Origin of the sequence: Mycobacterium sp. IS-1556 (assembly GCF_001499985.1) — a bacterium.
Lineage (GTDB): Bacteria > Actinomycetota > Actinomycetes > Mycobacteriales > Mycobacteriaceae > Mycobacterium.
Genome location: NZ_LQIM01000039.1, coordinates 14,463 through 36,965, shown reverse-complemented (window position 1 = coordinate 36,965; position 22,503 = coordinate 14,463). Strand labels below are relative to the sequence as shown.

21 protein-coding genes are annotated in these 22,503 nt (G+C 66.0%); 16 read left to right on the top strand and 5 right to left on the bottom strand.

What is annotated here, in order from left to right:
* Window positions 1-18 precede the first annotated feature (18 nt).
* The 5 genes from AU187_RS20200 (at window position 19) to AU187_RS20185 (ending at window position 4,437) form a co-directional block, all read left to right on the top strand.
* The gene (locus tag AU187_RS20200; RefSeq protein ID WP_059100828.1) at window positions 19-1,545 is read left to right on the top strand and encodes a flavin-containing monooxygenase; all 1,527 of its coding nucleotides are present in this window, start codon (window positions 19-21) and stop codon (window positions 1,543-1,545) included.
* Window positions 1,546-1,764: 219 nt separating this feature from the next.
* Complete coding sequence (gene nrdF, locus AU187_RS20195; protein ID WP_059100827.1) at window positions 1,765-2,727, top strand: class 1b ribonucleoside-diphosphate reductase subunit beta; 963 nt, start codon at window positions 1,765-1,767, stop codon at window positions 2,725-2,727.
* Window positions 2,728-3,053: 326 nt separating this feature from the next.
* Complete coding sequence (locus AU187_RS25805) at window positions 3,054-3,290, top strand: hypothetical protein (protein WP_156428049.1); 237 nt, start codon at window positions 3,054-3,056, stop codon at window positions 3,288-3,290.
* 338 nt (window positions 3,291-3,628) lie between these two features.
* A complete protein-coding gene (locus AU187_RS20190) occupies window positions 3,629-3,877 on the top strand; it encodes a DUF1918 domain-containing protein (RefSeq protein ID WP_059101123.1) in 249 nt (82 codons plus the stop codon).
* 113 nt (window positions 3,878-3,990) lie between these two features.
* Window positions 3,991-4,437: a hypothetical protein gene (locus AU187_RS20185; protein ID WP_059101122.1), complete on the top strand. Its 447-nt coding sequence runs from the start codon at window positions 3,991-3,993 to the stop codon at window positions 4,435-4,437.
* A 108-nt stretch (window positions 4,438-4,545) separates the two neighbouring features.
* Here the strand turns inward: AU187_RS20185 and AU187_RS20180 are convergent, their stop codons facing one another.
* From AU187_RS20180 to AU187_RS20170, 3 genes are all read right to left on the bottom strand, one after another.
* Complete coding sequence (locus AU187_RS20180; RefSeq protein WP_059100826.1) at window positions 4,546-5,589, bottom strand: NAD(P)-dependent alcohol dehydrogenase; 1,044 nt, start codon at window positions 5,587-5,589, stop codon at window positions 4,546-4,548.
* A gap of 119 nt (window positions 5,590-5,708) precedes the next feature.
* Window positions 5,709-5,984, bottom strand: a complete 276-nt coding sequence (locus AU187_RS20175; protein ID WP_059100825.1) for a YciI family protein — start codon at window positions 5,982-5,984, stop codon at window positions 5,709-5,711.
* Between the two features lie 10 nt (window positions 5,985-5,994).
* Entirely contained in the window at window positions 5,995-7,110 is a 1,116-nt protein-coding gene (locus tag AU187_RS20170; protein ID WP_059100824.1) for an iron-siderophore ABC transporter substrate-binding protein, read from the bottom strand.
* Between the two features lie 161 nt (window positions 7,111-7,271).
* Between AU187_RS20170 and ctaD the strand changes: the two genes are divergently transcribed.
* Both ctaD and serB read left to right on the top strand, forming a co-directional pair.
* The gene (gene ctaD, locus AU187_RS20165; RefSeq protein WP_059101121.1) at window positions 7,272-9,002 is read left to right on the top strand and encodes an aa3-type cytochrome oxidase subunit I; all 1,731 of its coding nucleotides are present in this window, start codon (window positions 7,272-7,274) and stop codon (window positions 9,000-9,002) included.
* 25 nt (window positions 9,003-9,027) lie between these two features.
* Window positions 9,028-10,263: a phosphoserine phosphatase SerB gene (gene serB / locus AU187_RS20160; RefSeq protein WP_059101120.1), complete on the top strand. Its 1,236-nt coding sequence runs from the start codon at window positions 9,028-9,030 to the stop codon at window positions 10,261-10,263.
* A gap of 97 nt (window positions 10,264-10,360) precedes the next feature.
* Here the strand turns inward: serB and yczR are convergent, their stop codons facing one another.
* Complete coding sequence (yczR, locus tag AU187_RS20155) at window positions 10,361-11,803, bottom strand: MocR-like transcription factor YczR (protein ID WP_059100823.1); 1,443 nt, start codon at window positions 11,801-11,803, stop codon at window positions 10,361-10,363.
* 64 nt (window positions 11,804-11,867) lie between these two features.
* Here yczR and AU187_RS25720 point away from each other — a divergent pair, with 64 nt between their 5' ends.
* The 7 genes from AU187_RS25720 (at window position 11,868) to AU187_RS20125 (ending at window position 17,389) form a co-directional block, all read left to right on the top strand.
* On the top strand, window positions 11,868-12,023 hold the full coding sequence (locus AU187_RS25720; RefSeq protein WP_172800323.1) for a hypothetical protein: 156 nt from the start codon (window positions 11,868-11,870) through the stop codon (window positions 12,021-12,023).
* Window positions 12,024-12,115: 92 nt separating this feature from the next.
* Window positions 12,116-12,958 carry an ABC transporter ATP-binding protein gene (locus AU187_RS20150; protein WP_059100822.1) on the top strand — a complete coding sequence of 281 codons (843 nt, stop codon included), beginning with the start codon at window positions 12,116-12,118 and terminating at the stop codon, window positions 12,956-12,958.
* Entirely contained in the window at window positions 12,955-13,800 is an 846-nt protein-coding gene (locus AU187_RS20145; protein WP_059100821.1) for an NUDIX hydrolase, read from the top strand. Before AU187_RS20150 ends, AU187_RS20145 begins: the two co-directional genes overlap by 4 nt.
* Window positions 13,797-14,444 carry an enoyl-CoA hydratase gene (locus AU187_RS20140; protein WP_059100820.1) on the top strand — a complete coding sequence of 216 codons (648 nt, stop codon included), beginning with the start codon at window positions 13,797-13,799 and terminating at the stop codon, window positions 14,442-14,444. The genes AU187_RS20145 and AU187_RS20140 overlap by 4 nt, the downstream gene beginning before the upstream one ends.
* 11 nt (window positions 14,445-14,455) lie before the next feature.
* Window positions 14,456-15,466, top strand: coding sequence for a class I SAM-dependent methyltransferase (locus tag AU187_RS20135; protein WP_059100819.1), 1,011 nt, complete (start codon window positions 14,456-14,458; stop codon window positions 15,464-15,466).
* Between the two features lie 2 nt (window positions 15,467-15,468).
* A complete protein-coding gene (locus tag AU187_RS20130) occupies window positions 15,469-16,632 on the top strand; it encodes a class I SAM-dependent methyltransferase (RefSeq protein WP_059100818.1) in 1,164 nt (387 codons plus the stop codon).
* 64 nt (window positions 16,633-16,696) lie between these two features.
* Window positions 16,697-17,389, top strand: a complete 693-nt coding sequence (locus AU187_RS20125; protein WP_059100817.1) for an esterase — start codon at window positions 16,697-16,699, stop codon at window positions 17,387-17,389.
* Here AU187_RS20125 and AU187_RS20120 read toward each other — a convergent pair.
* Window positions 17,386-18,702, bottom strand: coding sequence for an outer membrane protein assembly factor BamB family protein (locus AU187_RS20120; protein WP_059100816.1), 1,317 nt, complete (start codon window positions 18,700-18,702; stop codon window positions 17,386-17,388). The genes AU187_RS20125 and AU187_RS20120 overlap by 4 nt on opposite strands.
* 82 nt (window positions 18,703-18,784) lie before the next feature.
* Between AU187_RS20120 and AU187_RS20115 the strand changes: the two genes are divergently transcribed.
* Window positions 18,785-19,522, top strand: coding sequence for an acyltransferase (locus AU187_RS20115; protein ID WP_059100815.1), 738 nt, complete (start codon window positions 18,785-18,787; stop codon window positions 19,520-19,522).
* An 832-nt stretch (window positions 19,523-20,354) separates the two neighbouring features.
* Window positions 20,355-22,403: a SidA/IucD/PvdA family monooxygenase gene (locus AU187_RS20110; protein ID WP_082683946.1), complete on the top strand. Its 2,049-nt coding sequence runs from the start codon at window positions 20,355-20,357 to the stop codon at window positions 22,401-22,403.
* Window positions 22,404-22,503 lie beyond the last annotated feature (100 nt).

The following is a 22,503-nucleotide window of genomic DNA, read 5'->3' as shown; positions in this document are numbered from 1 at the left end:
GATTGGGGAGACCCGACCATGACCGTTGCCGAGCAGACGGCCGACGACATCACCGTCCGACAACCTGTGCACACCCGCGCCCTGATCATCGGCACCGGCTTCAGCGGCCTCGGTATGGCTATCGCGTTGCAGCGTCAGAACGTCGACTTCCTGATGCTGGAGAAGGCCGACGAAATCGGCGGCACGTGGCGCGACAACACCTATCCGGGGTGTGCTTGCGACATCCCGTCGCACATGTACTCGTTCTCCTTCGAGCCGAAGCCGGACTGGAAGCACATGTGGTCGTTCCAGCCGGAGATCTTTGACTACCTCAAGGGTGTCACCGACAAGTACGGCCTGCGCCGCTACATCCGCTTCGGTTCACACGTCGACCGTGCGCACTGGGACGACGACGAGAACCGCTGGCACGTCTTCACCAAGGACGGGCGCGAGTTCATCGCGCAGTTCGTGATCTCCGGCGCTGGCGGTCTGCACATTCCGTTGGTGCCGGAGTTTCCCGGCCTCGACGAATTCACCGGCGCCGCTTTCCATTCCGCGGAGTGGGACCACAGCGTCGATCTCACCGGCAAGCGAGTCGCGGTGATCGGCACCGGCGCCAGCGCGATCCAGATCGTGCCCGAGATCGTCAAGGACGTCGCCGAGTTGCACCTGTATCAGCGCACACCCGCGTGGGTGATGCCACGGCCCAACAACCCGATCCCCGAGTGGATGCGCAATTTGTTCGCCACCGTGCCGGGCACCCGGGCGCTGATGCGCGCGGGTATCTACTGGGCCCACGAGGGCGTCGGCTTCGCGATGACCAAACAGCCCCGCCTGCTGAAAATCGGTGAGCTGATGGGCAAGTGGAACATCCGCCGGTCGGTCAAGGACAAGGAACTGCGCCGCAAGCTGACGCCCAACTACCGCGCCGGCTGTAAGCGGATCCTGAACTCCGACACCTACTACGTCGGTGTCGCGAACCCGAAGACCGAGGTGATCACCGACGGCATCGCGCGGTTCACCCCGACCGGAATCGTCACCGCCGACGGGGCGGAACGCGAGGTCGACGTCGTCGTGTTCGCGACGGGTTTTCACGTCACCGACTCCTATACCTATGTCCACATCAAGGGCCCACGTGGCGAGGATCTCGTCGACCGGTGGAACCGGGAGGGCATCGCGGCCCTGCGCGGCATCACCGTCGCCGAAATGCCGAACTTGTTCTTCCTGCTCGGCCCGAACACCGCACTCGGTCACAACTCCGTGGTGTTCATGATCGAGTCGCAGATCCGCTACGCCGCCCATGCGATCGCGGCGGTCGACCGTGCCGGCGCGCAGGCGCTGGCCCCGACGCGCGAGGCGCAGGACCGCTACAACGAGGAGTTGCAGGGCGAGCTGGCTGGCACCGTGTGGAGCACCGGAGGTTGCCAGAGCTGGTACCTCGACGAGCACGGCGTGAACCGGACGTTGTGGAGCGGCATGACGTGGCAGTACTGGTTGGCCACCCGCAAATTCGACCCGTCGGAATACCGGTTCTTCGGCGCACCTCGCGCGGATTCGGCGGCCTGATTCGGTACCGATTTCTCACGTGGGTCGTAAACAGGGCCAAGATAGAACCCTGGGCGCAGAATTCGCCGAAGTTGCCGGCGACACGGTGAGATCAACATGTTGGGTTGGCACGAGATGTCCGACCCCAGGGGTAGTGTCGCAATTGGGAAACAGAACCGTTTAGGGCGGCTGCAGACCATCCAAAGACCCAGGGGAAACGAGGTTGTCGTGAGTGATGGCATGAAGCTGATTGACCGCGTTTCGGCGATCAACTGGAACCGTCTCCAGGATGAGAAGGACGCCGAGGTGTGGGATCGGCTGACGGGCAACTTCTGGTTGCCGGAGAAGGTTCCGGTGTCCAACGACATCCCGTCGTGGAACACGCTCAACGACAACGAGAAGCAGTTGACGATGCGGGTGTTCACGGGCCTGACGTTGCTCGACACCATCCAGGGCACGGTCGGGGCGGTCAGCCTGATCCCGGACGCGCTGACCCCGCACGAGGAGGCGGTCTACACCAACATCGCGTTCATGGAGTCGGTGCACGCGCGCAGCTACAGCAACATCTTCTCCACGCTGTGTTCGACCGCCGAGATCGATGACGCATTCCGCTGGTCGGAGGAGAACCCGAACCTCCAGCGCAAGGCCGAGATCGTCATGCAGTACTACAAGGGCGACGAGCCGCTGAAGCGCAAGGTGGCCTCCACGCTGCTGGAGAGCTTCCTGTTCTACTCCGGCTTCTACCTGCCGATGTACTGGAGCAGCCGGGCCAAGCTGACCAACACCGCCGACATGATCCGGTTGATCATCCGCGACGAGGCCGTGCACGGCTACTACATCGGCTACAAGTACCAGCGCGGGCTGGCCATGGAGGACGCCGCCAAGCAGCAGGAGCTCAAGGACTACACCTACGAGCTGCTGTTCGAGCTCTACGACAACGAGGTCGAATACACCCAGGACCTATACGACAGTGTCGGGCTGACCGAGGACGTCAAGAAGTTCCTGCGCTACAACGCCAACAAGGCGTTGATGAACCTGGGCTACGAGGCGCTGTTCCCGCGCGACGAGACCGACGTCAACCCGGCGATCCTGTCCGCGCTGGCGCCGAACGCCGACGAGAACCACGACTTCTTCTCCGGCTCGGGGTCGTCGTATGTGATCGGCAAGGCCGTCGTCACCGAAGACGAGGACTGGGACTTCTAGAGCCGCAGTTCAGGAGGCTGTCGGCGGGAGCGCTGCTGGTACTACTGTCCAGCGGTACTTTTCCCACCGCGTCTTGTCGGGTTAGCTGAGGCGAGCTCGAAATATAGGGAAACACCTGATTCCATTCCGCCGTCTCGCGCGCAAACTTGGTGTTGTGGGCGGGCCCCGGCTGGGGCGGACCGGCTCAGCTTCAAGATCAAAAGCGGGGCATGCCAAACGATTCGAACCCCGGCGTGGCCGCGTTGCCGTGGCAGCAACAGCCGTCGGGGCGGCTCCAGCGACGAGCGCAACACCCCTGACGTGAACGACAGAAGGCAGGGCTGGACATGTTGAGACGATTGCTGATGATCGGGGCCGCCGCAGCCTCGATCGGTGTCGGCGGTTACGTGGGTATGGGTGCCGCGTCGGCTGACCCTGCCGTGTGTGGGGTGCCGGGGACGCCGCCGTGTGCGCCGTCGCTGAGTCCCCAGCAGCAGTGCGCACTGGTCGCATGGCGGACCTGGACACCGTGCAACTGGGTAGGTGTACAGGTTCCGATCGGTACACCGGGCAGCGTCGGCTGAGGACGCGCCGGAGGACCTCAGTCAACGGACGGGTGTTCGGTTGCGAGCGTCTCATCATCGTCGCCGACGGAGTGACACCCTAACCAGCGACGCTCGGATCGCCGCCTTCCCGGTTCACTGACTTCGCGGTCGTACGTCATCGGCGACGGGGAATTTCTGTACCCGCTGCTGCGCCGCGCAGAGGTGCCTTGCGACGGCTGCGCGCGATCGCCAGCGCGTTTCGGCCAACCGCTCTTTCGCCTCGCACGGCTGCCACACCCTGTCCCAAGATGACGAGGCGAGATTGTCTACGCCCGGGAGACGCGCAGAATGGAACAGGAGCGCAGGAGGAGCTGGTGATGAAGGCAAACGTAGGCGATTGGTTGGTGATCAAGGGCAGGACGACAGAGCTTTCGGAGCAGCGGGGGCTTATTACGGAGGTGCACTCGGCGGACGGGTCGCCGCCGTACGTGGTGCGCTGGGTCGCGACCGGCCATGTCGCGACGGTGGTTCCCGGTCCTGACGCAATTGTTCTGAAAGCAGAGGAGCAGGAAGCTGCGGACGAGCGGGCACAGAACCGGGCCGCGCACCGCGCCGCCGACGAGTAGGTGCTGCGGTCAGCAGACACTGAAGTTTCAGATCGCGGGAAACCGGCCTGTCATGATCGCCACCATGAGACCATTCCCGGCTGAAGGTGATGGCGGGTGACGTGGAGACGGGCATGATTCGGCGGGCAGTTACGGCTTTGGGTGCGGCAGTCCTGGGCGCGGTGGTGCTGGCACCGCCGGCGGCAGCGGATCCGGGGCAGCAGGTGCTGCTCGACTCCGGCGCGGTGCGGTGTTTGCTGAGCGCGGATGAAGTGGCGTTCGGCGGCGGACCGATGACGGTATGCGCGCTGACGAACGGACAGCCGTGGGGGATGGCGCCTCCCGAGACGTCCAAATGGAATCAGCGGCTGAACCTCGCCGTCGTGCGGGGGACCGGCGAGTTCTATTGGGACCGAGGCCTTATCGCCGATCCGGTGGACGCACCCGTATCCGTGGACGGCGGGCAGGCGTACCAGGTCAACGGTTGGACCGTCCAGCCGGAGGGGCTGCGCACGCGGATCACCTACGACAGCACCGGCCACGGCATCTTCATCAACGCGGTCGAGATCCGCGGGTTCTGAACGTCTGAGCAGGATCGAAACTGCAGCGAGATCGCAACTTTCGCGGAAATCGCGATCTCGCCGCAGTTTCGGCGAATCAAGCCCGCAGTGACTCCGTGCTTTGGGTCGTCACCGCAGTGACTCGGTGTCGATCACGAACCGGTACCGCACATCGCTGGCCAACACCCGCTCGTACGCCTCGTTGATGTAATCCGGTGTGATGACCTCGATCTCCGGCAGCACACCGTGCTGGGCGCAGAAGTCCAGCATCTCCTGCGTCTCGGCGATGCCGCCGATCAACGAGCCGGCGATGCGGCGGCGGCCGAAGATCAGCGCGCCAGCGGGCACCGACATCGGGTTCTCCGGCATCCCCAGCTCCACCAGCGTCCCGTCGAGTTTGAGCAATCCGAGATAGCCGGCCAGATCGAGGTTGGCCGACACGGTGTTCAGTATCAGGTCGAACGATCCCCGCAGTTTGGTGAAGGTCTCGGGATCAGAGGTGGCGTAGTACTCGTCTGCGCCGAGACGCAGCCCGTCCTCCATCTTCTTCAGTGACTGGCTCAGCACCGTCACGTGCGCGCCCATCGCGTGCGCAAGCTTGACGCCCATGTGGCCCAGCCCGCCGAGCCCGACGATCGCCACCCGGGTGCCCGGACCCGCATTCCAGTGTCGCAGAGGCGAATACAGCGTGATGCCCGCGCACAGCAGCGGCGCGGCAGCGTCCAGCGGCAGGCCGTCGGGAATGCGCAACACATAGTTCTCATCCACCACGATGGCGCCGCTGTAGCCGCCCTGCGTCGGCTCACCGTCGCGACCGACAGCGTTGTAAGTGCCGACCATGCCCTTGGCGCAGTACTGCTCCTCGCCGGCGCGGCACTGCGCACATTCGCGGCAGGAGTCGACGAAGCAGCCCACGCCGACCCGGTCGCCCACCGCGAAGTTGGTGACCTCGGCACCGACCTCGGTGACGATGCCTGCGATCTCGTGCCCGGGCACCAGCGGATAACTCGCCCGGCCCCACTCGTCGCGGACGGTGTGGATGTCGGAGTGACAGATGCCTGAGAAATGGATGTCGAACGCCACGTCGCGCGGCCCGACCTCGCGGCGGGTGATCGTGATTTGGGCGAGCGGTTCGGTCGCCGACGGTGCGGCATATGCGGTAACAGTGCTCATAACGGCCTTCTTCTGCTTCGAGTGACTATCGAGAAAACCGCCGCTGACGGTGCGGCGGGCCCACCACGACAACGGCTGGCCGCACCGCGATCATTCCGGGTCGAGCTGTGAGATCCGCCCTACAGTCCCGGCGCGCGGAACGCGCCGTTGAACGACAGCCGTTCATAGCTGGCGACGGCGGCCAGCGTGTACGGGTCGCGGGCGATGACGTCTTGGGCCGCATCGGCATCGATGTCGCCGGTGATCAGAACGGCGCCGGACTCGTCCTCCCGGCGGCCGGCCAGCACGATCCGGCCCGCGCTGACCTCGTTCTCGAGCCATTCGAGGTGAGCTGGCCTGGTCTGGTTGACGACGTCGGGCGGCTGCAGATAGGTCGACTTCAAGACGTGGAACACGGCTCGAACGCTAGTTGATCGGGGCGTTGAGCCACCGCAGGTCGGCGAGGATCCCCCGGGCGGCGACGATGCCCTGCCCGGTCTGCCACACCTCGTTGTTGACCGCGAACACCCGCCCGTCGCGCATGGCGCCGAGTCTCTTCCATGCGTCGCTCTCCAGCACCTCCGGCGCGCGCTCGCGAGCCGCGTCGGACTCGAACGACAGGTAGACGATGTCACCGTCGGCGATGGACAGATCGGGATTGTCGGCCAGGTCCCTGTCGCTGATCCCCACCTCGATGTAGGGCCTGTCGGTGAAGCGTTGCGTCACAGGGCGATCGACGCCGACGTCGGAGAGCACGCTGCCCGGGAACGTGTCGGCGCCGTACACCCGCATCGTGGTGTCGGTGAACTGCACGACCGACGCCTGAAAATGCGTGGCGTCGTTGTCGGCACCGGTCCTGTCGGCGGCGCGGTGAAATCCCTCGACCAGACCGTTGGCTGCGTCCTGGCGACCGGTCGCCGCGCCCACCGTGCGCAGGTTGTCCTGCCACGCCGGCCCGGGTGGCCCGGTGAACACCGTCGGCGCGATGTCCGACAGTGCGCCGAACGCCTCGGGAGTCAACGCCTGCGAACCGAGGATCAGCTCGGGCGCCGCGGCCCGGATGGCGTCCATATCGGGGGCGCTGCGGGTGCCGACGCCGGGTACATCGTGAATGACCTGCCCGAGGTACGACGGTTGGCTGTCCGAACCGTCGGGCAACGCGGCCGCCACCACCCGCGACTGCAGCCCGAGGGCGCACAGCGCATCGAGTTGGTCACCGGAGAGCACCACGATGCGCTGCGGGTCGGCGGGTACCCGGGTCTCGCCCGCCGCGTGCCGCACCATCCGGTCCGGCGGCCCCGGATCCACCGGCGTGGGTTCGGGTGCGCACGACTCGTCCGGCCTGCGCTCGTTGCCCAGCACTCCGGCGCCGGCGATTTTCGTCGTACTCGTCACGATTGACCGCGTTGCGCCGGTGCGGGACTCATCGCCGCCGGGGGAGCCGCAACCACTGATCACAGTCATGGCGACTGCGGTGGCGATCGCCGCCAGCCCCAGCGTCCGGCCCGCCAAAAGACCCCTCCGCGGTCCGCTGATCAGCACGTCGCCGACGGTAACATCCGGCCAGCTCCCGGGCTGTGAGCCGACGGGAGTGAGCCAATACGACACTTTGTAGGACCGCCCCCGACTCGCGCGTGAGACGGCAGCTAGGATTCATCGAGAAAACCGCGGGGATGTCCCGACCTGGATGTATGGAGGACCTGTTGGTAGCCGAAGCGCCCCCAATCGGAGAACTCGAGGCACGGCGTCCGTTCCCGGCGCGACTCGGCCCCAAGGGCAACCTGGTCTACAAGCTCATCACCACCACCGATCACAAGCTGATCGGCATCATGTACTGCGTCGCCTGCTTCATCTTCTTCTTCATCGGCGGGCTGATGGCGCTGTTCATGCGCACCGAGCTGGCGATGCCGGGCCTGCAGTTCCTGTCGAACGAACAGTTCAACCAGCTGTTCACCATGCACGGCACGGTGATGCTGCTGTTCTACGCGACGCCGATCGTGTTCGGGTTCGCCAACCTCGTGCTGCCGCTGCAGATCGGTGCCCCCGACGTGGCGTTCCCGCGACTCAACGCCCTTTCCTTCTGGCTGTTCGTCTTCGGGGCCCTGATCGCCATCTCCGGATTCATCACCCCGGGCGGTGCGGCTGACTTCGGCTGGACGGCGTACGCGCCGCTGAGCAACGCCATCCACTCACCCGGCGCCGGCGGAGACCTGTGGATCCTGGGCCTGGCCATCTCGGGTCTGGGCACCATCCTCGGCGGGGTCAACATGATCACCACCGTGGTGTGCATGCGCGCCCCCGGCATGACGATGTTCCGGATGCCGGTGTTCACCTGGAACATTCTGGTGACGTCGATCCTGGTGCTGCTGGCCTTCCCGCTGCTGACGGCGGCGCTGTTCGGCCTGGCCGCCGACCGCCATCTCGGCGCGCACATCTACGACCCGGCCAACGGTGGCGTGCTGCTGTATCAGCACCTGTTCTGGTACTTCGGCCACCCCGAGGTGTACATCATTGCGTTGCCCTTCTTCGGGATCGTCAGCGAGATCTTCCCGGTCTTCAGCCGCAAGCCGATCTTCGGCTACACCACGCTGATCTACGCGACCATTTCGATCGCCGCACTGTCCATCGCGGTGTGGGCGCATCACATGTATGCCACCGGCGCGGTGCTGCTGCCCTTCTTCTCGTTCATGACGTTCTTGATCGCGGTGCCGACCGGCATCAAGTTCTTCAACTGGATCGGCACGATGTGGAAGGGCCAGTTGACGTTCGAGACGCCGATGTTGTTCTCTGTCGGCTTCCTGCTGACGTTCCTGCTCGGTGGCCTGTCGGGCGTGCTGCTGGCCAGCCCACCGCTGGACTTCCACGTCACCGACAGCTACTTCGTCATCGCGCACTTCCACTACGTGCTGTTCGGCACCATCGTGTTCGCCACCTACGCGGGCATCTACTTCTGGTTCCCGAAGATGACCGGCCGGCTGCTCGACGAACGACTGGGCAAGCTGCACTTCTGGTTGACCTTCATCGGTTTCCACACCACGTTCCTGGTGCAGCACTGGGTCGGTGACGAGGGCATGCCGCGCCGCTACGCGGACTACCTGCCCACCGACGGGTTCACCACGCTCAACGTCGTGTCGACCATCGGCGCGTTCATCCTCGGCATCTCGACGCTGCCGTTCGTCTGGAACATCTTCAAGAGTTGGCGGTACGGCGAGCCGGTCACCGTCGACGATCCGTGGGGTTACGGCAACTCGCTGGAGTGGGCGACCTCGTGTCCGCCGCCGCGGCACAACTTCACCGAGCTGCCCCGAATCCGTTCGGAGCGCCCTGCTTTCGAATTGCACTACCCGCACATGGTGGAACGAATGCGCGCCGAAGCCCACGTGGGGCGCAGTCACGATCACTCGGACTCGCGGCCCGTCGACCAATCGAGCTGACGATCGGCCGCGAACGGGGGTGAGCATGCCGTCGCGCGCGCGCTCGTCGCTGTTGATCACGGTGACGGGCCGAGACCGACCAGGTGTCACGTCGGCCCTGTTCGAGGTGTTGTCGCGGCATCAGGTCGAGTTGCTCAACGTCGAGCAGGTCGTGATCCGCGGGCGGCTGACACTGGGCGTGCTGGTCGCCGGCCCCGCCGAGGTGGCCGGCGGTGCCGAGCTGCGCGATGCGGTGACGACGGCGATCCACGACGTCGGGCTGGACGTCACGATCGAGCGCAGTGACGCCGAACCCGTCCTACGCGAACCCTCCACACACACCATCGTCGTGCTCGGCCGTCCCATCACGGCCGAGGCATTCGGTGTGGTCGCCCGTGAGCTTGCCAGGCTGAAGGTCAACATCGACTTCATCCGCGGCGTATCCGATTACCCGGTGACGGGATTGGAGCTGCGCGTGTCGGTGTCCGGCCAAGCGGTCTACGAAGAGCTTCAGCAGGCGCTGGCACAGGTCGCGGTCACCGAGGAAATCGACATCGCGCTCGAGGACTACAGCCTGACGCGACGGGCCAAGCGACTCATCGTATTCGACGTCGACTCGACCCTGATCCAGGGCGAGGTGATCGAGATGTTGGCCGCTCGCGTCGGCGCGGAGGCCGCCGTCGCCGAGGTCACCGAAGCCGCCATGCGTGGCGAACTCGACTTCGCCGAATCGCTGCACCGGCGAGTGGCGACGCTGGCGGACCTGCCCGCGACGGTGCTCGACGACGTCGCCGAACAGATCGAGTTGACCCCCGGAGCCCGGACCACGGTGCGCACACTGCGGCGGTTGGGATATCACTGCGGCATCGTGTCGGGCGGCTTCCGTCAGGTCATCGAACCGCTCGCACACGAGCTGATGATGGATTTCGTCGCGGCCAACGAACTCGAGATCATCGACGGCAAGCTGACCGGGCGGGTCATCGGGCCCGTCATCGACCGGGCCGGAAAAGCCAAGGCGCTCCGCGATTTCGCCCAACAAGCCGGCGTGCCGATGGAGCAGACGGTGGCCGTCGGCGACGGCGCCAACGACATCGACATGCTCGCCGCCGCGGGTCTCGGTGTGGCCTTCAACGCCAAGCCGGCGTTGCGGGAGGTCGCCGACACCTCGCTGAGCCATCCGTACCTGGACACCGTCCTGTTCATCCTCGGTATCACCCGCGGCGAGATCGAGGCCGCCGACGCCCTCGACGGACTGGTGCGCCGGGTCGACATCCCGGACTGACATCTCGCGCGAGCGACCGCAAAATGCCAACTTTTCGCGGCGTGTCACGTGCAGACACGGTCGTCCCCAGCTTGCGCGTGGGCCCACGCGGCGGTTACTAGACCACCACGGTCGTCGGCTCCGGGGCGGACAGCCCGGTGACGCTGTGCCAGGACCGCGCCAGCAGTTCCACCGCCTCACTCAATTGCTCTTCGGGCAGCGCGTACGGCACTCGGACGAACCGCTCGAGCGTGCCGTCCACCCCGAACCGCGGCCCGGCGGGCAGGTCGAGGCCGAGCCGGGAGGCGGCGGCCGACAGCGCGGTGCTCATCGGCGCGGGTAGCCGCACCCACAACGACATGCCACCCGCTCCCGGGCCGGGTTGCCAGTCGGGCAGGTGCTGGCTCAGCAGCTTCTGCAGATGGGCGCGACGGCTGCGCAGGATTGCGCGTCGCTCCGGCAGCACATCGTCGTGTCGAGCGAGAAGCCTTGCGGCAGCGCATTGTTCGAGTACCGCCGTACCCATGTCGACCGACGGCCGGAGCGCGGCAAGGGTGGCGATCGTCGCGCGCTCCGCGCGGATCCAGCCGACCCGCAGCCCACCCCAGAACGACTTCGACATCGAACCGACGGTGAGCACCAGATCACGACGCGAAGCCATCTCGGCCGCGATCGGCCCCGGCACCGGCTCGTCCAGCCACATGTCGAGGATGGTCTCGTCGATGACCGTGCGGGTGCGGGTCTCGGCGATGATGCGCGCCAACCGTTTCCGGTCCGCCGCGGGCATGGTCAACCCGGTGGGGTTCTGGTTGTCCGGAATCAGATACGCCAGGCTCGGCGACAACTGCTGCAGCGCGCTCTGCAACGCGTCGAGGTCCCAGCCGGTTTCGGTCATCGCGACGGGGACCGGCCGTGCTCCGGCGGTCATCATCGACGACAGCGCACCGTGATAGGTGGGCTGCTCGACGAGCACGCGATCGCCCGGTTGAACATAGGTGGTCAGGATCAGCCCGATGGCGTGCAGCGCGCCCGTCGTCACCATGATCTCGTCCGGTTCGGTCAAAAGACCGCGCTCGCAGTATCTTTCGGCGATAGCCTGGCGCAGCGCGGTGACGCCGACGAGTTCGTGTCCCGGCGCGTGCAGATACGGCGTGACGTCGTGGGTGGCCTCGGCGAACGCCTCCATCACCGCGGCGGCGGGGGCGGACAGCGCCGCGGCGGCCAAGCTCACCGCCGGCGGGGTGGGCTCGGCGCGCGCCGCCGGTGCGACGGGTAACGCGGTCGTGCTGCGCGCTCCGCGACGGGCGATGAGGTAGCCGTCCTCGCGCAGTTGCGTATAGGCGCCGGTGACGGTCGTGCGCGATACCCGCAGCACGTCGGCGAGCGCGCGTTCGCTGGGCAGTCGCGCACCCACGGGCACGCGTCCGTCGACGATGAGCAATCGGATCGCATCGGCCAAACCCCGATAGGCCGGACCGCTCCGACTGGAGGTCCGCCAGTTACCCAGCTCGCGTACCAAGAGGTCCACATCGAGCGCACGTGCCGGGATTTCGACGGTCATTACAGGCCAGTATGGACGAACTGGCTATTGAAGAGCAAGCCAGTCACCGCGGACGATGGGGGCCATGAGGACAAACTGGATCTCTCGGATGAGCCGGCGTCTCGCGAGGCACTTCACCTGGCACCCGCCGATCGCGTACACCGACTACCAGGACCGCGACGCCGAGCGGATGGCCCGTGAACTCGAGTTGATCCGGTTGCGCTTCCCGCACCATGCGTAGCGGGGTTTCGTCGTGCAGGCGGTCGGCTTGGGTGCGCGAACACCCGCCGGGCGAGCACGAGCGCACCGTAATCGCCTGACTACGATGAGCGGGTGCCCGCCACCGAAGGAGATGCAGCCGACCCCGATGTGCTGATCGACTTCGCCAAGGTGTCGCTGCGGCGCGGCGGTCAGGTCCTGGTCGGGCCGATCACCTGGGCGGTCGAACTCGACGAACGCTGGGTGGTGATCGGTCCCAACGGCGCCGGTAAGACATCGCTGCTGCGCATCGCCGCCGCCCTGGAATATCCGTCGTCGGGGACGGCGTACGTGCTCGGCGAGCGACTCGGCCGCACCGACATGACCGAATTGCGGGCCCGTGTCGGGCTCAGCAGTTCGGCGCTCTCGCAGCGGGTGCCCGACGGCGAGGTGGTGCGCGATCTGGTGGTCTCCGCCGGCTACGCGGTGCTGGGCCGGTGGCGCGAGCAGTACGACGACACCGACTACGAGCAGGCGATCGACATGCTCGAGAGTGTCGGCGCCGAACACCTGGCCGAACGCACGTACGGCACCTTGTCCGAAGGGGAGCGCAAGCGGGTGCTGATCGCGCGGTCGATGATGACCGACCCCGAACTGCTGTTGCTCGACGAACCCGCCGCTGGACTGGACCTCGGCGGGCGCGAGGAACTACTGGCCCGACTCGAGGACCTGGCGGCCGACCCGGACTCGCCGGCGATGGTGCTGGTGACCCACCACGTCGAGGAGATCCCGCGCGGCTTCTCCCACGGGCTGATCCTGTCCGAGGGCAAGGTCGTGGACTCGGGCCTGCTACCGGACGTGTTGACCGCCGAGAACCTGTCCAAGGCGTTCGGCCAGGCGATCACACTCGAGATCGTGGAGGGCCGGTACTTCGCGCGGCGGGCCAGAAGCCGGGCCGCACACAGGAGGCGAGCATGACAGACCAACCGGCCGACGAACCACTGACGCCGCGGCCTGCCGCGACCGTGATGCTGATTCGCGACAAGCACCCGGGGCTTGAAGTGTTCCTGATGCGGCGGCACTCGGCGATGGATTTCGTGGCCGGGGTGATGGTGTTTCCCGGCGGCGGTGTCGACGACCGCGACCGCAACGCCGACATCGCCTGGTTCGGTCCCGAACCTGCCTGGTGGGCAACGCGTTTCGGCGTCGAGACGGATCTGGCGCAGGCGTTGGTGTGCGCGGCGGCGCGCGAGACGTTCGAGGAGTCAGGGGTGTTGTTCGCCGGCGCGGCCGACGACCCCGACGTGCTCGTCGACGACGCCTCGGTCTACCGCGAGGCGCGGGCCGACCTGGTGAATCGGTCGTTGTCGTTCGCCGACTTCCTGCGCCGCGAGAACCTGGTGCTGCGCGCCGATCTGCTTCGGCCGTGGGCGAACTGGGTGACGCCCAAGGAGGAACGCACCCGCCGCTACGACACCTACTTTTTCGTCGGCACGCTGCCGGAGGGGCAACGCGCCGACGGGGAGAACACCGAGACCGACAGGGCCGACTGGATCACCCCACATGAAGCGCTCGAGGACTTCGCCGACGGCCGGACTTTCCTGCTGCCGCCCACGTGGACCCAACTCGACTCGCTCGACGGCCGCACGGTTGCCGAAGTGCTCGCAGTGGAACGCCAGATCGTCTCCGTGACACCTCATCTGGCGGCGAACAAGGACACCGGCAACTGGGAGATCGAGTTCTTCAACAGCGACCGGTACAACGCCGCCCGTAACCGTCGCGCGCCGCAGGGCTACGAATCCGATACGCGCCAGGCATGAGCGAGTTCGTCTCCGTCCACACCAGCGATGCGCAACCCGGCATCGCCACGCTGTTGCTGTCGCGGCCGCCGACCAACGCGCTCACCCGCCAGGTGTACCGCGAGCTGGCCGGCGCCGCCCACAGCGTCGGGTGCCGCGACGACGTCCACGCCGTGATCGTCTTCGGCGGCCACGAGATCTTCTCCGCCGGCGACGACGTGCCCGAACTGCGCACGCTGAACGCCGACGAAGCCGCCGCGGCCGCACGGGGCTGCCGTGATGCGGTCGACGCGCTGGCCGCGGTCCCCAAGCCCACGGTCGCCGCCATCACGGGCTACGCCCTGGGCGGCGGGCTGGCGCTGGCGCTCGGCGCCGACTGGCGAATCTCGGGCGACAACGTCAAGTTTGGAGTGACCGAGATCCTGGCCGGGCTCGTGCCGGCGGGCGGCACGTCGCGGTTGGCCCGCGCCGTCGGCCTGAGCAAGGCCAAGGACCTGGTGTTCAGCGGCCGGTTCGTCGACGCCAAGGAGGCGTTCGCGTTGGGTCTGATCGACCAGATGGTGGCGCCCGACGGCGTGTACGACGCGGCGCTGGCCTGGGCGCGGCGGTTCGTCGAGCATCCGCCGCGGGTACTGGCTGCCGCCAAGGCCACCTTCGACAATTAGGCTGCCCTGTTATGAGCTTTGAGGAAATCGACACTGTCCCTGATGTCGCCGACTCCGCGGCTCCGGTCCCCAATCCGCATGCCACCGCGGAACAGGTGGAGGCGGCCCGTCACGACTCGAAGCTCGCCCAGGTGCTCTACCACGACTGGGAAGCGGAGAGCTACGACGAGAAGTGGTCGATCTCCTACGACAAGCGGTGTGTGGACTACGCCCGCGACCTGTTCGACGCGACTGTCCCCTTCGATGAGCAGCGCAAGCTGCCCTATGACCGGGCGTTGGAGCTGGGCTGCGGCAGCGGGTTCTTCCTGCTGAACCTGATCCAGGCCGGGGTCGCGCGGCGCGGATCGGTCACCGACCTGTCGCCGGGGATGGTCAAGGTGGCCGTGCGCAACGGCGAGAACCTCGGCCTCGAGGTCGATGGCCGCGTCGCCGACGCCGAGGGCATCCCGTACGAGGACGACACCTTCGACCTGGTGGTCGGCCACGCGGTGCTGCACCACATCCCCGACGTCGAACTGTCGCTGCGGGAAGTGGTGCGGGTGCTCAAGCCAGGGGGCCGATTCATCTTCGCCGGCGAGCCGACGAACGCGGGCGAGAGCTACGCGCGTCCGCTGTCGACGCTGACGTGGCGGGCGGTGACGAATGTGACGAGGCTGCCGGGGCTGTCGGGTTGGCGCCGCCCGCAGGCCGAGCTCGACGAGTCGTCACGCGCGGCCGCGTTGGAGGCGATCGTCGACTTGCACACGTTCTCACCAGCCGACCTGGAACGCATGGCAGGCAATGCAGGCGCCGTCGACGTGTCCACCGCCACCACCGAGTTCACCGCGGCGATGCTCGGCTGGCCGCTGCGCACCTTCGAGGCCGCGGTGCCGCCGGACCGATTGGGCTGGGGCTGGGCGAAATTCGCGTTCAACAGCTGGATTGCGTTGTCCTGGGTGGACCACAACATCTGGCGTCAGGTGGTCCCGAAGGGCTGGTTCTACAACGTCATGGTGACGGGGGTCAAGCCGCCCGCGAAGTGACTGTGGCGTTCGGCGTCGAGGACGTCGGCTATCTGCGCAGCGAGGCCGGTGTCGCCGCTCTTCGGGAGATCGCCGCGCTGCGGCTGACGAGTGCGACGCTGATCTCCGACATCGCCTCGGCGCGGGCCCGTTTCGGTGAGCGCGCCGCGATACTGGTCGAGACCACGGTGCTGCGCAGGAAGGCGAAGGCGAAACTCTCTCGCCCCGACGACTGGCTGTTCACCGACGAGGCGCTGCAGCAGGCCACCGCCGAACCGGTCGCCCGTCACCGCGCGCGACGGCTGGCCGGTTTGCGGGTGCACGATGCGACCTGCTCGATCGGCACCGAGCTTGCGGCGCTGCGTGATTCGGCCGCACTCGTGGTCGGCAGCGACATCGATCCGGTCCGTCTCGCGATGGCTCGCAACAACGTCGCCGACGTGGATGTCTGCCGCGCCGACGCGCTGCGTCCGGTGACGCGGGACGCCGTCATCGTGCTCGACCCCGCCCGACGCAGCGGCGGACGACGCCGGTTCGACCCCCGGGACTACACACCCCCGCTCGACGAGCTTCTCGAGGCGTACCGCGGTCGCGACCTCGCCGTCAAGTGTGCTCCCGGAATCGATTTCGACGCGGTGACCGGGCTGGGGTTCGACGGCGAGATCGAAGTCACCTCGGCGGCGGGCAGTGTGCGTGAGGCGTGCCTGTGGTCGGCGGGGCTGGCGGAATCGGGCGTGCGGCGCCGAGCCACGGTGTTGGACACCGGCGAACAGGTCACCGACGGCGAACCCGACGAGTGCGCGGTGTCGCCGGCCGGGCGGTGGATCGTCGACCCGGACGGCGCAATCGTGCGCGCCGGTCTGGTGCGGCATTACGCGGCGCGCCACGGTCTGTGGCAACTAGACCGCGACATCGCCTACCTGTCGGGGAACGGGTTGCCGCACGGGGTGCGGGGCTTCGAAGTGCTCGAAGAGATACCGTTCGGCGAACGACGGCTGCGCCAGGCACTTTCGGCACGCGATGTCGGGGCGGTCGAGATCCTCGTCCGCGGTGTCGAGGTGGACCCCGACGCGCTGCGCCCGAGACTTCGCCTGCGTGGCACACAGCAAGCTTCGGTGGTCATCGCCCGCATCGGGGCCGGGGGAACAAGTAGGGCAACGGCATTCATTTGCCGTTCGTCCCGCTGACCGCACACGTATTGTGGCGGTGATGCCGGTATCCAGACCGGTGCCGGCTGCAAGGACGTCGACAATGCGCATTCTCAGGTGGACTGCCCCGTTCGCGGTCGCCGCTGTCGTGGGCGTCTTCGCCGCTCCGGCTGCGAGCGCGCAAACCGGGTGCGCCGACCTCCATGGCATCGTCGGGCCGGACCAGATATGCCGGGTGCACGTCGAGACCCCGACGTACACCGTCGATTTGAGTTATCCGAACGACTACCCCGACCAAGCGCCTCTGGTCGACTATCTGAAGAAGACCCGCGACGGGTTCGTCAACGTCGCCCAGGACCCAGACGCCTACAACCTGCCCTACGAACTCGACGCCGAAGGCATCGGCTATCGGTCGGGGCCGCCGGTCGCGGGCACCCGCAGCGTGGTCTTCACCGTCTGGCAGAACGTCGGCGGGGTGCGCCCGCAGACCTTCTACCAGGCGTTCAACTGGGACGTCGCCAAGAGTGCGCCAATCACCTTCGACACCCTGTTCAAGCCGGGCACCAAGCCGTTGGAGGTCATCTATCCCGAGATCGACCGGTACCTACAGAGGCAGGGCATGATCGAACCGGTGCCGCCCGGCGACGGCATGGATCCCGCTAACTACCAGAACTTTGCGTTGACCGACGATTCGCTGATCTTCTTCTTCAGCCAGGGTGAACTGTTCCCCGAATCCTCCGGTCCGGTTCAGGCGAACGTGCCGCGCGCCGCGGTGGCACCGCTGCTCGCGCTTTAATCGGGCGCGAAGCCGTACACCACACCATCACTGGTGGCGGTCACGACGCGGCGGTCGTTCCCCACGGAGACGCCGACCGGCCAGCCGGTCGCCCTCGGCAGCGGATAGGTGTTGAGTGTGCGGCCGTCGGCGGGATCGAACACCAGCAGCGCTTGGCCGGCGTCGTCTCCGGCGCCCTCGCGCGTGACGGTGTAGGCGACGTCGGGGCCGGCCTGGCTCGATGTCGTCAGCGGCGCGACGTCATCGCGGGTCCAGAGCACCTCGCCGCGGTCGCCGTCGTCTCGGATCCCGACCAACTTTGCGCCCGGGCCCCCGCCCGCGACGATGAGCCCGTCGGGTGAGACCGACGGCGGCGTCTGCGCGAGGTAGTCGAGCCGAACCGACCACTTGGCTTTTCCGTCTGCGGCGTTCAGTGCCCACAGCTGCTCGTCGCGGCCGTTGACGTACACCGTCGACCCGTCGGCCGAGAACACCGGGCTGGCCAGGGGCCCGCCGCCGACGGCGTCGCTGGTCCACTCCCGGGTGAGCATCGGCGTCTGGCCCGGTTGGTACCGCAACCCGACGACGATGGGCTTGTCGGCGTTGGGCTCCCAAAGGCCGAGCACGACGGTCCCGCTCGCGGCCGCGAAGGCCGGCGCGGCGGCCACCGGACAGCGGGGCCGGGCGAGGCGGCAGTCGGCGAGCCCGCGCTCGGGGTCCTTGGGATCGACACCGGCGACCAGGTCCACCGGACTGCCCACCACGGTGCCCCGGTGGGCGTCGAAGACCAGCACCTGCCCCAGATGCGTCACGACCAGCAGGTGACCCGGGTTGAGGATGCGGGCGGTGGTCGGCATCCCGATGACCGGTTGGCGCCAGCGGATCCACTGCGTCGGCGGGAACGACAGCATCGCGCCCGGCTGTCCGATGTAGAGGTTGTCGAACCCGTCCCAGAGAGGACTGGAGAGCGGGGCGCCGGGTCCCGGACCCTGCACGAGCCGGGTGCACCAGCGCTGCCGAGCGTTCTTGTCGGCCTCCCACACCATCAACGAGCAACCGGCGGACGTCTGCGCGTTGACGGCCAGGTAGCTGCCCGATGCGAGCGCGACCTCGGCCGCGAGACTGCCCTTGACCGAGCGGGTCCACTCCAGGCGCAGCGTGTCGGCGCCCGCCCGCGGTTGGTAGCTGCTGTTGCCGGCGTCGCGGTACTGGGCCGCCCAGCCGTCGGCGGCCTTCGCCTCGACCCAGGAGTCGGTGCTTTGACACCCTGCCAATGTGGCCGTGATCAGCGCTGTCAGTGCCAGCACAGGCAGCACGGTCAATCGCCGGAACACTCGATCCTTTCCCGTTTCCTCGTCTTGGGCCCACGTGAGGGTAACCGTTCGGGGTGGGATCGCTCGCGTAGGCTTTCCGGCCATGACGACGATGTGGGGCGCGCCGTTACACAAGCGCTGGCGCGGGTCGCGGCTGCGCGACCCGAGACAGGCGAAGTTCCTCACGCTGGCCTCGCTGAAGTGGGTGGTGGCCAACCGCGCGTACACGCCGTGGTATCTGGTGCGGTACTGGCGGTTGCTGAAGTTCAAGCTGCGCAATCCGCACATCATCACCCGCGGCATGGTGTTCCTCGGTAAGGGTGTGGAGATCGAGGCGACGCCGGAGTTGTCGACGATGGAGATCGGCCGCTGGGTGCACATCGGCGACAAGAACACGATTCGTTGCCATGAGGGTTCGCTGCGGTTCGGCGACAAGGTCGTGCTCGGCCGCGACAACGTGATCAACACCTACCTCGACATCGAGTTGGGCGATTCGGTGTTGATGGCCGACTGGTGCTACATCTGCGACTTCGACCACCGGATGGACGACATCAACGTGCCGATCAAGGACCAGGGCATCGTCAAGGGCCCGGTGCGGATCGGGCCCGACACGTGGGTCGGGGTAAAGGTGACCGTGCTGCGCAACACCACGATCGGGCGTGGGTGCGTGCTGGGGTCGCACGCCGTCGTGCGAGGCGACGTCCCCGATTACTCGATCGCGGTCGGCGCTCCGGCGAAGGTGGTCAAGAACCGCCAACACGCGTGGGAGACATCGGCTGCGCAGCGCGCGGAACTTGCGGCGGCTCTGGCCGATATCGAACGCAAGAAGGCCTCCCGCTAGCGGTTCCTCTTCTGCGCGTGGGCATGTACGCCAGTTGTGCGTGGGCGCACCGCGAGTGTCCTGGCCGCACACGACACGCCGCCGAAAATCGACGCTTTGCCACGCTCGGAGGTGCTCACGAGGGGCCCCCGGACGCGCCAAAGTCGTCCGAACGAGATTTCGCCCGCCAACGGATCATTGCTATAGGCGGTAATTGACGATGCCGGCAGCACATTCAAATTGCCGAACCACGGGATATTGTCCGTTCGGTCAAATAGTTTTCTGTTACTGCGGCGCTAATTTTTTATTGCAGGGATATTTCGTGCGCCGCCGGCCCTGGCTTGACGCCTCGCCGAGGGCACGCCAGGTGGCGTGACGGACCGGTAGTCGTCGAGGCTGCACCCGTGGCTGAACAGTTGGGCGCGGGAACGTTATTCGAGGTAGATGTCGCGCTCGAACAGTGTCCGTCGCGCCGGAATGACCGGGCCGGTGTAAGGCGCCGCGGCGCTCGCAAGCGGACGACTTGAACGCTGTGCTCATACTTCGCTGGGCAATCACCAGATTTTGCCGAAATAGTTGCTACAGATTTCGGAGGGCGAGTTACGATGACCTCGACTCTGTCGTGCGGGGAACTACGGGAGGACGGTAACCTGCGGATATACAAGGCAGCGAGGTGGGGCGGCTTGGCTGCAGCGACTGTCGCAGTCGGGTAACACGATTCCCTCGATCCCCGTTATGGCTACAGGTGTCAAGTTTGCGGGAGTGGGTTCCGATCGTGCGTGCGCACGAGCCCACGGGCGAGCCGGGTAGTCCTGGGCGGAGGGCCGGATGACAGTGGGGGAGGAACGACAACATGACATCTATGCCGCCCGGTGAGGGCCACGATTCCGACCTCGATTTCATCGGTATCGGCTTCGGCCCATCCAATCTGGCACTAGCCGTAGCGGCCGACGAAATCGTACCGGACCGGAAGGGCCTGTTTTTCGAACGTAGCGGAACCTTCCAATGGCATCCAGGAATGCTGCTCGACGGCACGAAAATGCAGATTTCATTCCTGAAAGATCTGGCGACACTTCGCAATCCAGCAAGCCGCTACACATTTCTTCAGTATGCTAAAGCCAGAGGTCGCCTGGAACAATTCGTCAATCTCCACGAATTCCACCCGAGCCGGCTCGAGTACAATGACTATCTTCGCTGGGTAGCCGAATTCTTCACTGACAGAGTCTGCTACAACACAATCGTCACCGCCGTGGTCCCCGTTGGCCATTCCCCATCATCGAACGGGCACCTTACGCGGTTCAGAGTCCATGTACGTGACATGGCTACGGGCGCAGAGTCCTGCTTCTTCACCGCGAACGTCATTTTTGGCGGCGGCGGCGTTCCGCGTCTTCTCGGCGCGCGTGCGGATGCGTCGGCGGTGCTCCACTCAAGTGCATTTTTGCCGAACTTCACGAACCGATTCAACGAATCACAAAAGCCGTACCGATTCGCGGTTATCGGCAACGGCCAAAGCGCAGCAGAAATTGTCGATTATCTGTTGAACCATTACCCCGGAGCGACTATCCACCTGTTCATTTCTGACTGTACCCTTCGCGCCACCGATCATTCTCCGTTCATCAATGAACACTTCTTCTCGACGAGCGCGGCGGATTTCTACAATCATCCGCCAGCACAACGAGTTGCGCTGCGCAGCGCACTACGCTCGACCAATTATGGCGTCGTCGACGCGGATCTGCTGCAGAAGCTATACCAAATCACCTACCTCGACGAGGTGAAGGGATGTCGCCGGCTACTCCTGCATCGTGAGTCACGGCTCTCGCAAATCGAAGAAATCGACGACCAAGTCGTCGCCAGCTTCGAAGACCGCTTCAGCGGCGATTCCAGTGAGTTCCACTTCGACGGTGCCGTCCTTGCCACTGGTTACGAGCGTGTGCTGGACGCCGAGGTGTTTCGCCATGTTCTGCCGCATGTCTTGTGGGATGAATCCGGCGCGATCTCGCTGACTCGGAGCTGTCGAGTCAACACCGTGCCCGCGGTGACCGCCAGGCTGTTCCTGCAGGGGTACGGCGAAGCGTGGTTCGGAATCGGCGATACCCTGTTGTCGCTGTTGCCGTTCCGAGCTCAGGCCATCGCGCAAGAGATCGGAAATGCGCCAAGCGGCGCCCCGATACGCCGCAAGCAACGCGTCCATGGCGAGTATCCACCTAAGCGATATCTGGAGACCGATCCGGACCGCTTGCACGACGTGATCAATCGATACCGGTTCGCCACACTTGTCTCTGCCAGCGGGGTAGACGAGCCGGTTGTCACGCAACTTCCCTTGACCCTCGATACATCGCGCGGGTCATTGGGGGTTCTGTTCGGCCACATGGACTTTGCAAACCCGCACACCGAGCTTCTCGACGGGCGACGCGTCCTCGTTTTGTTCCATGGACCAAACGGATACATCTCTCCGCACGTGTACGAATCCGCGCAACTGCCCACGTGGAACTCCATCACTGTGGAGGTTCGTGGGCGTGCACGGATCCTGCGCGACAAGGACGCCGTCGTCAACGGTCTGCGCGGTATCGCCGCCGCAGCGGACCCAACGCCGGGCGGCTTCCGGCTGACGCGCGAAGCGGCCAGCGATCAGCGCCTCTTTCCACTACTCGTCGGTTTCGAGATCGACATCGACGATATGAGAGGACGATTCAAGCTTTCCCAGGAACGCGACGACAGGGATCGCTGGCACGCAGCTCATGCCCTCGCCAATGGTGTAGAGCAGGACGACCGCGACCTCATTTCCTCGATCGTCGGGCTGCCACTCGATGTCGATGAAGAGCCGAAACCGCAACAGCAGGCGCAAATTCACCAATATGGCAACGCGCCGGCGGACACCGCGTATCGACGAGTTGATGGGTAATCCGGTGCAGCCCAACCCTTTCGATGACGACAGTGGCAGCGTCGTCGTTTTGGTTGACGCGGCTTCGCGTGAGAAGTGGGGACAGAACCAGGTGTTTGAC

Bases quoted from the DNA above. Each gene is read 5' to 3' on its own strand.
- AU187_RS25720 (WP_172800323.1), top strand. From the start codon at position 11,868: ATGAGGACAAACTGGATCTCTCGGATGAGCCGGCGTCTCGCGAGGCAC.
- AU187_RS20140 (WP_059100820.1), top strand. From the start codon at position 13,797: ATGAGCGAGTTCGTCTCCGTCCACACCAGCGATGCGCAACCCGGCATC.
- nrdF (WP_059100827.1), top strand. From the start codon at position 1,765: ATGAAGCTGATTGACCGCGTTTCGGCGATCAACTGGAACCGTCTCCAG.
- AU187_RS20110 (WP_082683946.1), top strand. From the start codon at position 20,355: ATGACATCTATGCCGCCCGGTGAGGGCCACGATTCCGACCTCGATTTC.
- AU187_RS20135 (WP_059100819.1), top strand. From the start codon at position 14,456: ATGAGCTTTGAGGAAATCGACACTGTCCCTGATGTCGCCGACTCCGCG.
- AU187_RS20180 (WP_059100826.1), bottom strand. From the start codon at position 5,589: ATGAGCACTGTTACCGCATATGCCGCACCGTCGGCGACCGAACCGCTC.
- yczR (WP_059100823.1), bottom strand. From the start codon at position 11,803: ATGACCGTCGAAATCCCGGCACGTGCGCTCGATGTGGACCTCTTGGTA.
- AU187_RS20190 (WP_059101123.1), top strand. From the start codon at position 3,629: ATGAAGGCAAACGTAGGCGATTGGTTGGTGATCAAGGGCAGGACGACA.
- AU187_RS20185 (WP_059101122.1), top strand. From the start codon at position 3,991: ATGATTCGGCGGGCAGTTACGGCTTTGGGTGCGGCAGTCCTGGGCGCG.
- AU187_RS20125 (WP_059100817.1), top strand. From the start codon at position 16,697: ATGCGCATTCTCAGGTGGACTGCCCCGTTCGCGGTCGCCGCTGTCGTG.
- serB (WP_059101120.1), top strand. From the start codon at position 9,028: ATGCCGTCGCGCGCGCGCTCGTCGCTGTTGATCACGGTGACGGGCCGA.
- AU187_RS25805 (WP_156428049.1), top strand. From the start codon at position 3,054: ATGTTGAGACGATTGCTGATGATCGGGGCCGCCGCAGCCTCGATCGGT.
- AU187_RS20145 (WP_059100821.1), top strand. From the start codon at position 12,955: ATGACAGACCAACCGGCCGACGAACCACTGACGCCGCGGCCTGCCGCG.
- AU187_RS20115 (WP_059100815.1), top strand. From the start codon at position 18,785: ATGACGACGATGTGGGGCGCGCCGTTACACAAGCGCTGGCGCGGGTCG.
- AU187_RS20200 (WP_059100828.1), top strand. From the start codon at position 19: ATGACCGTTGCCGAGCAGACGGCCGACGACATCACCGTCCGACAACCT.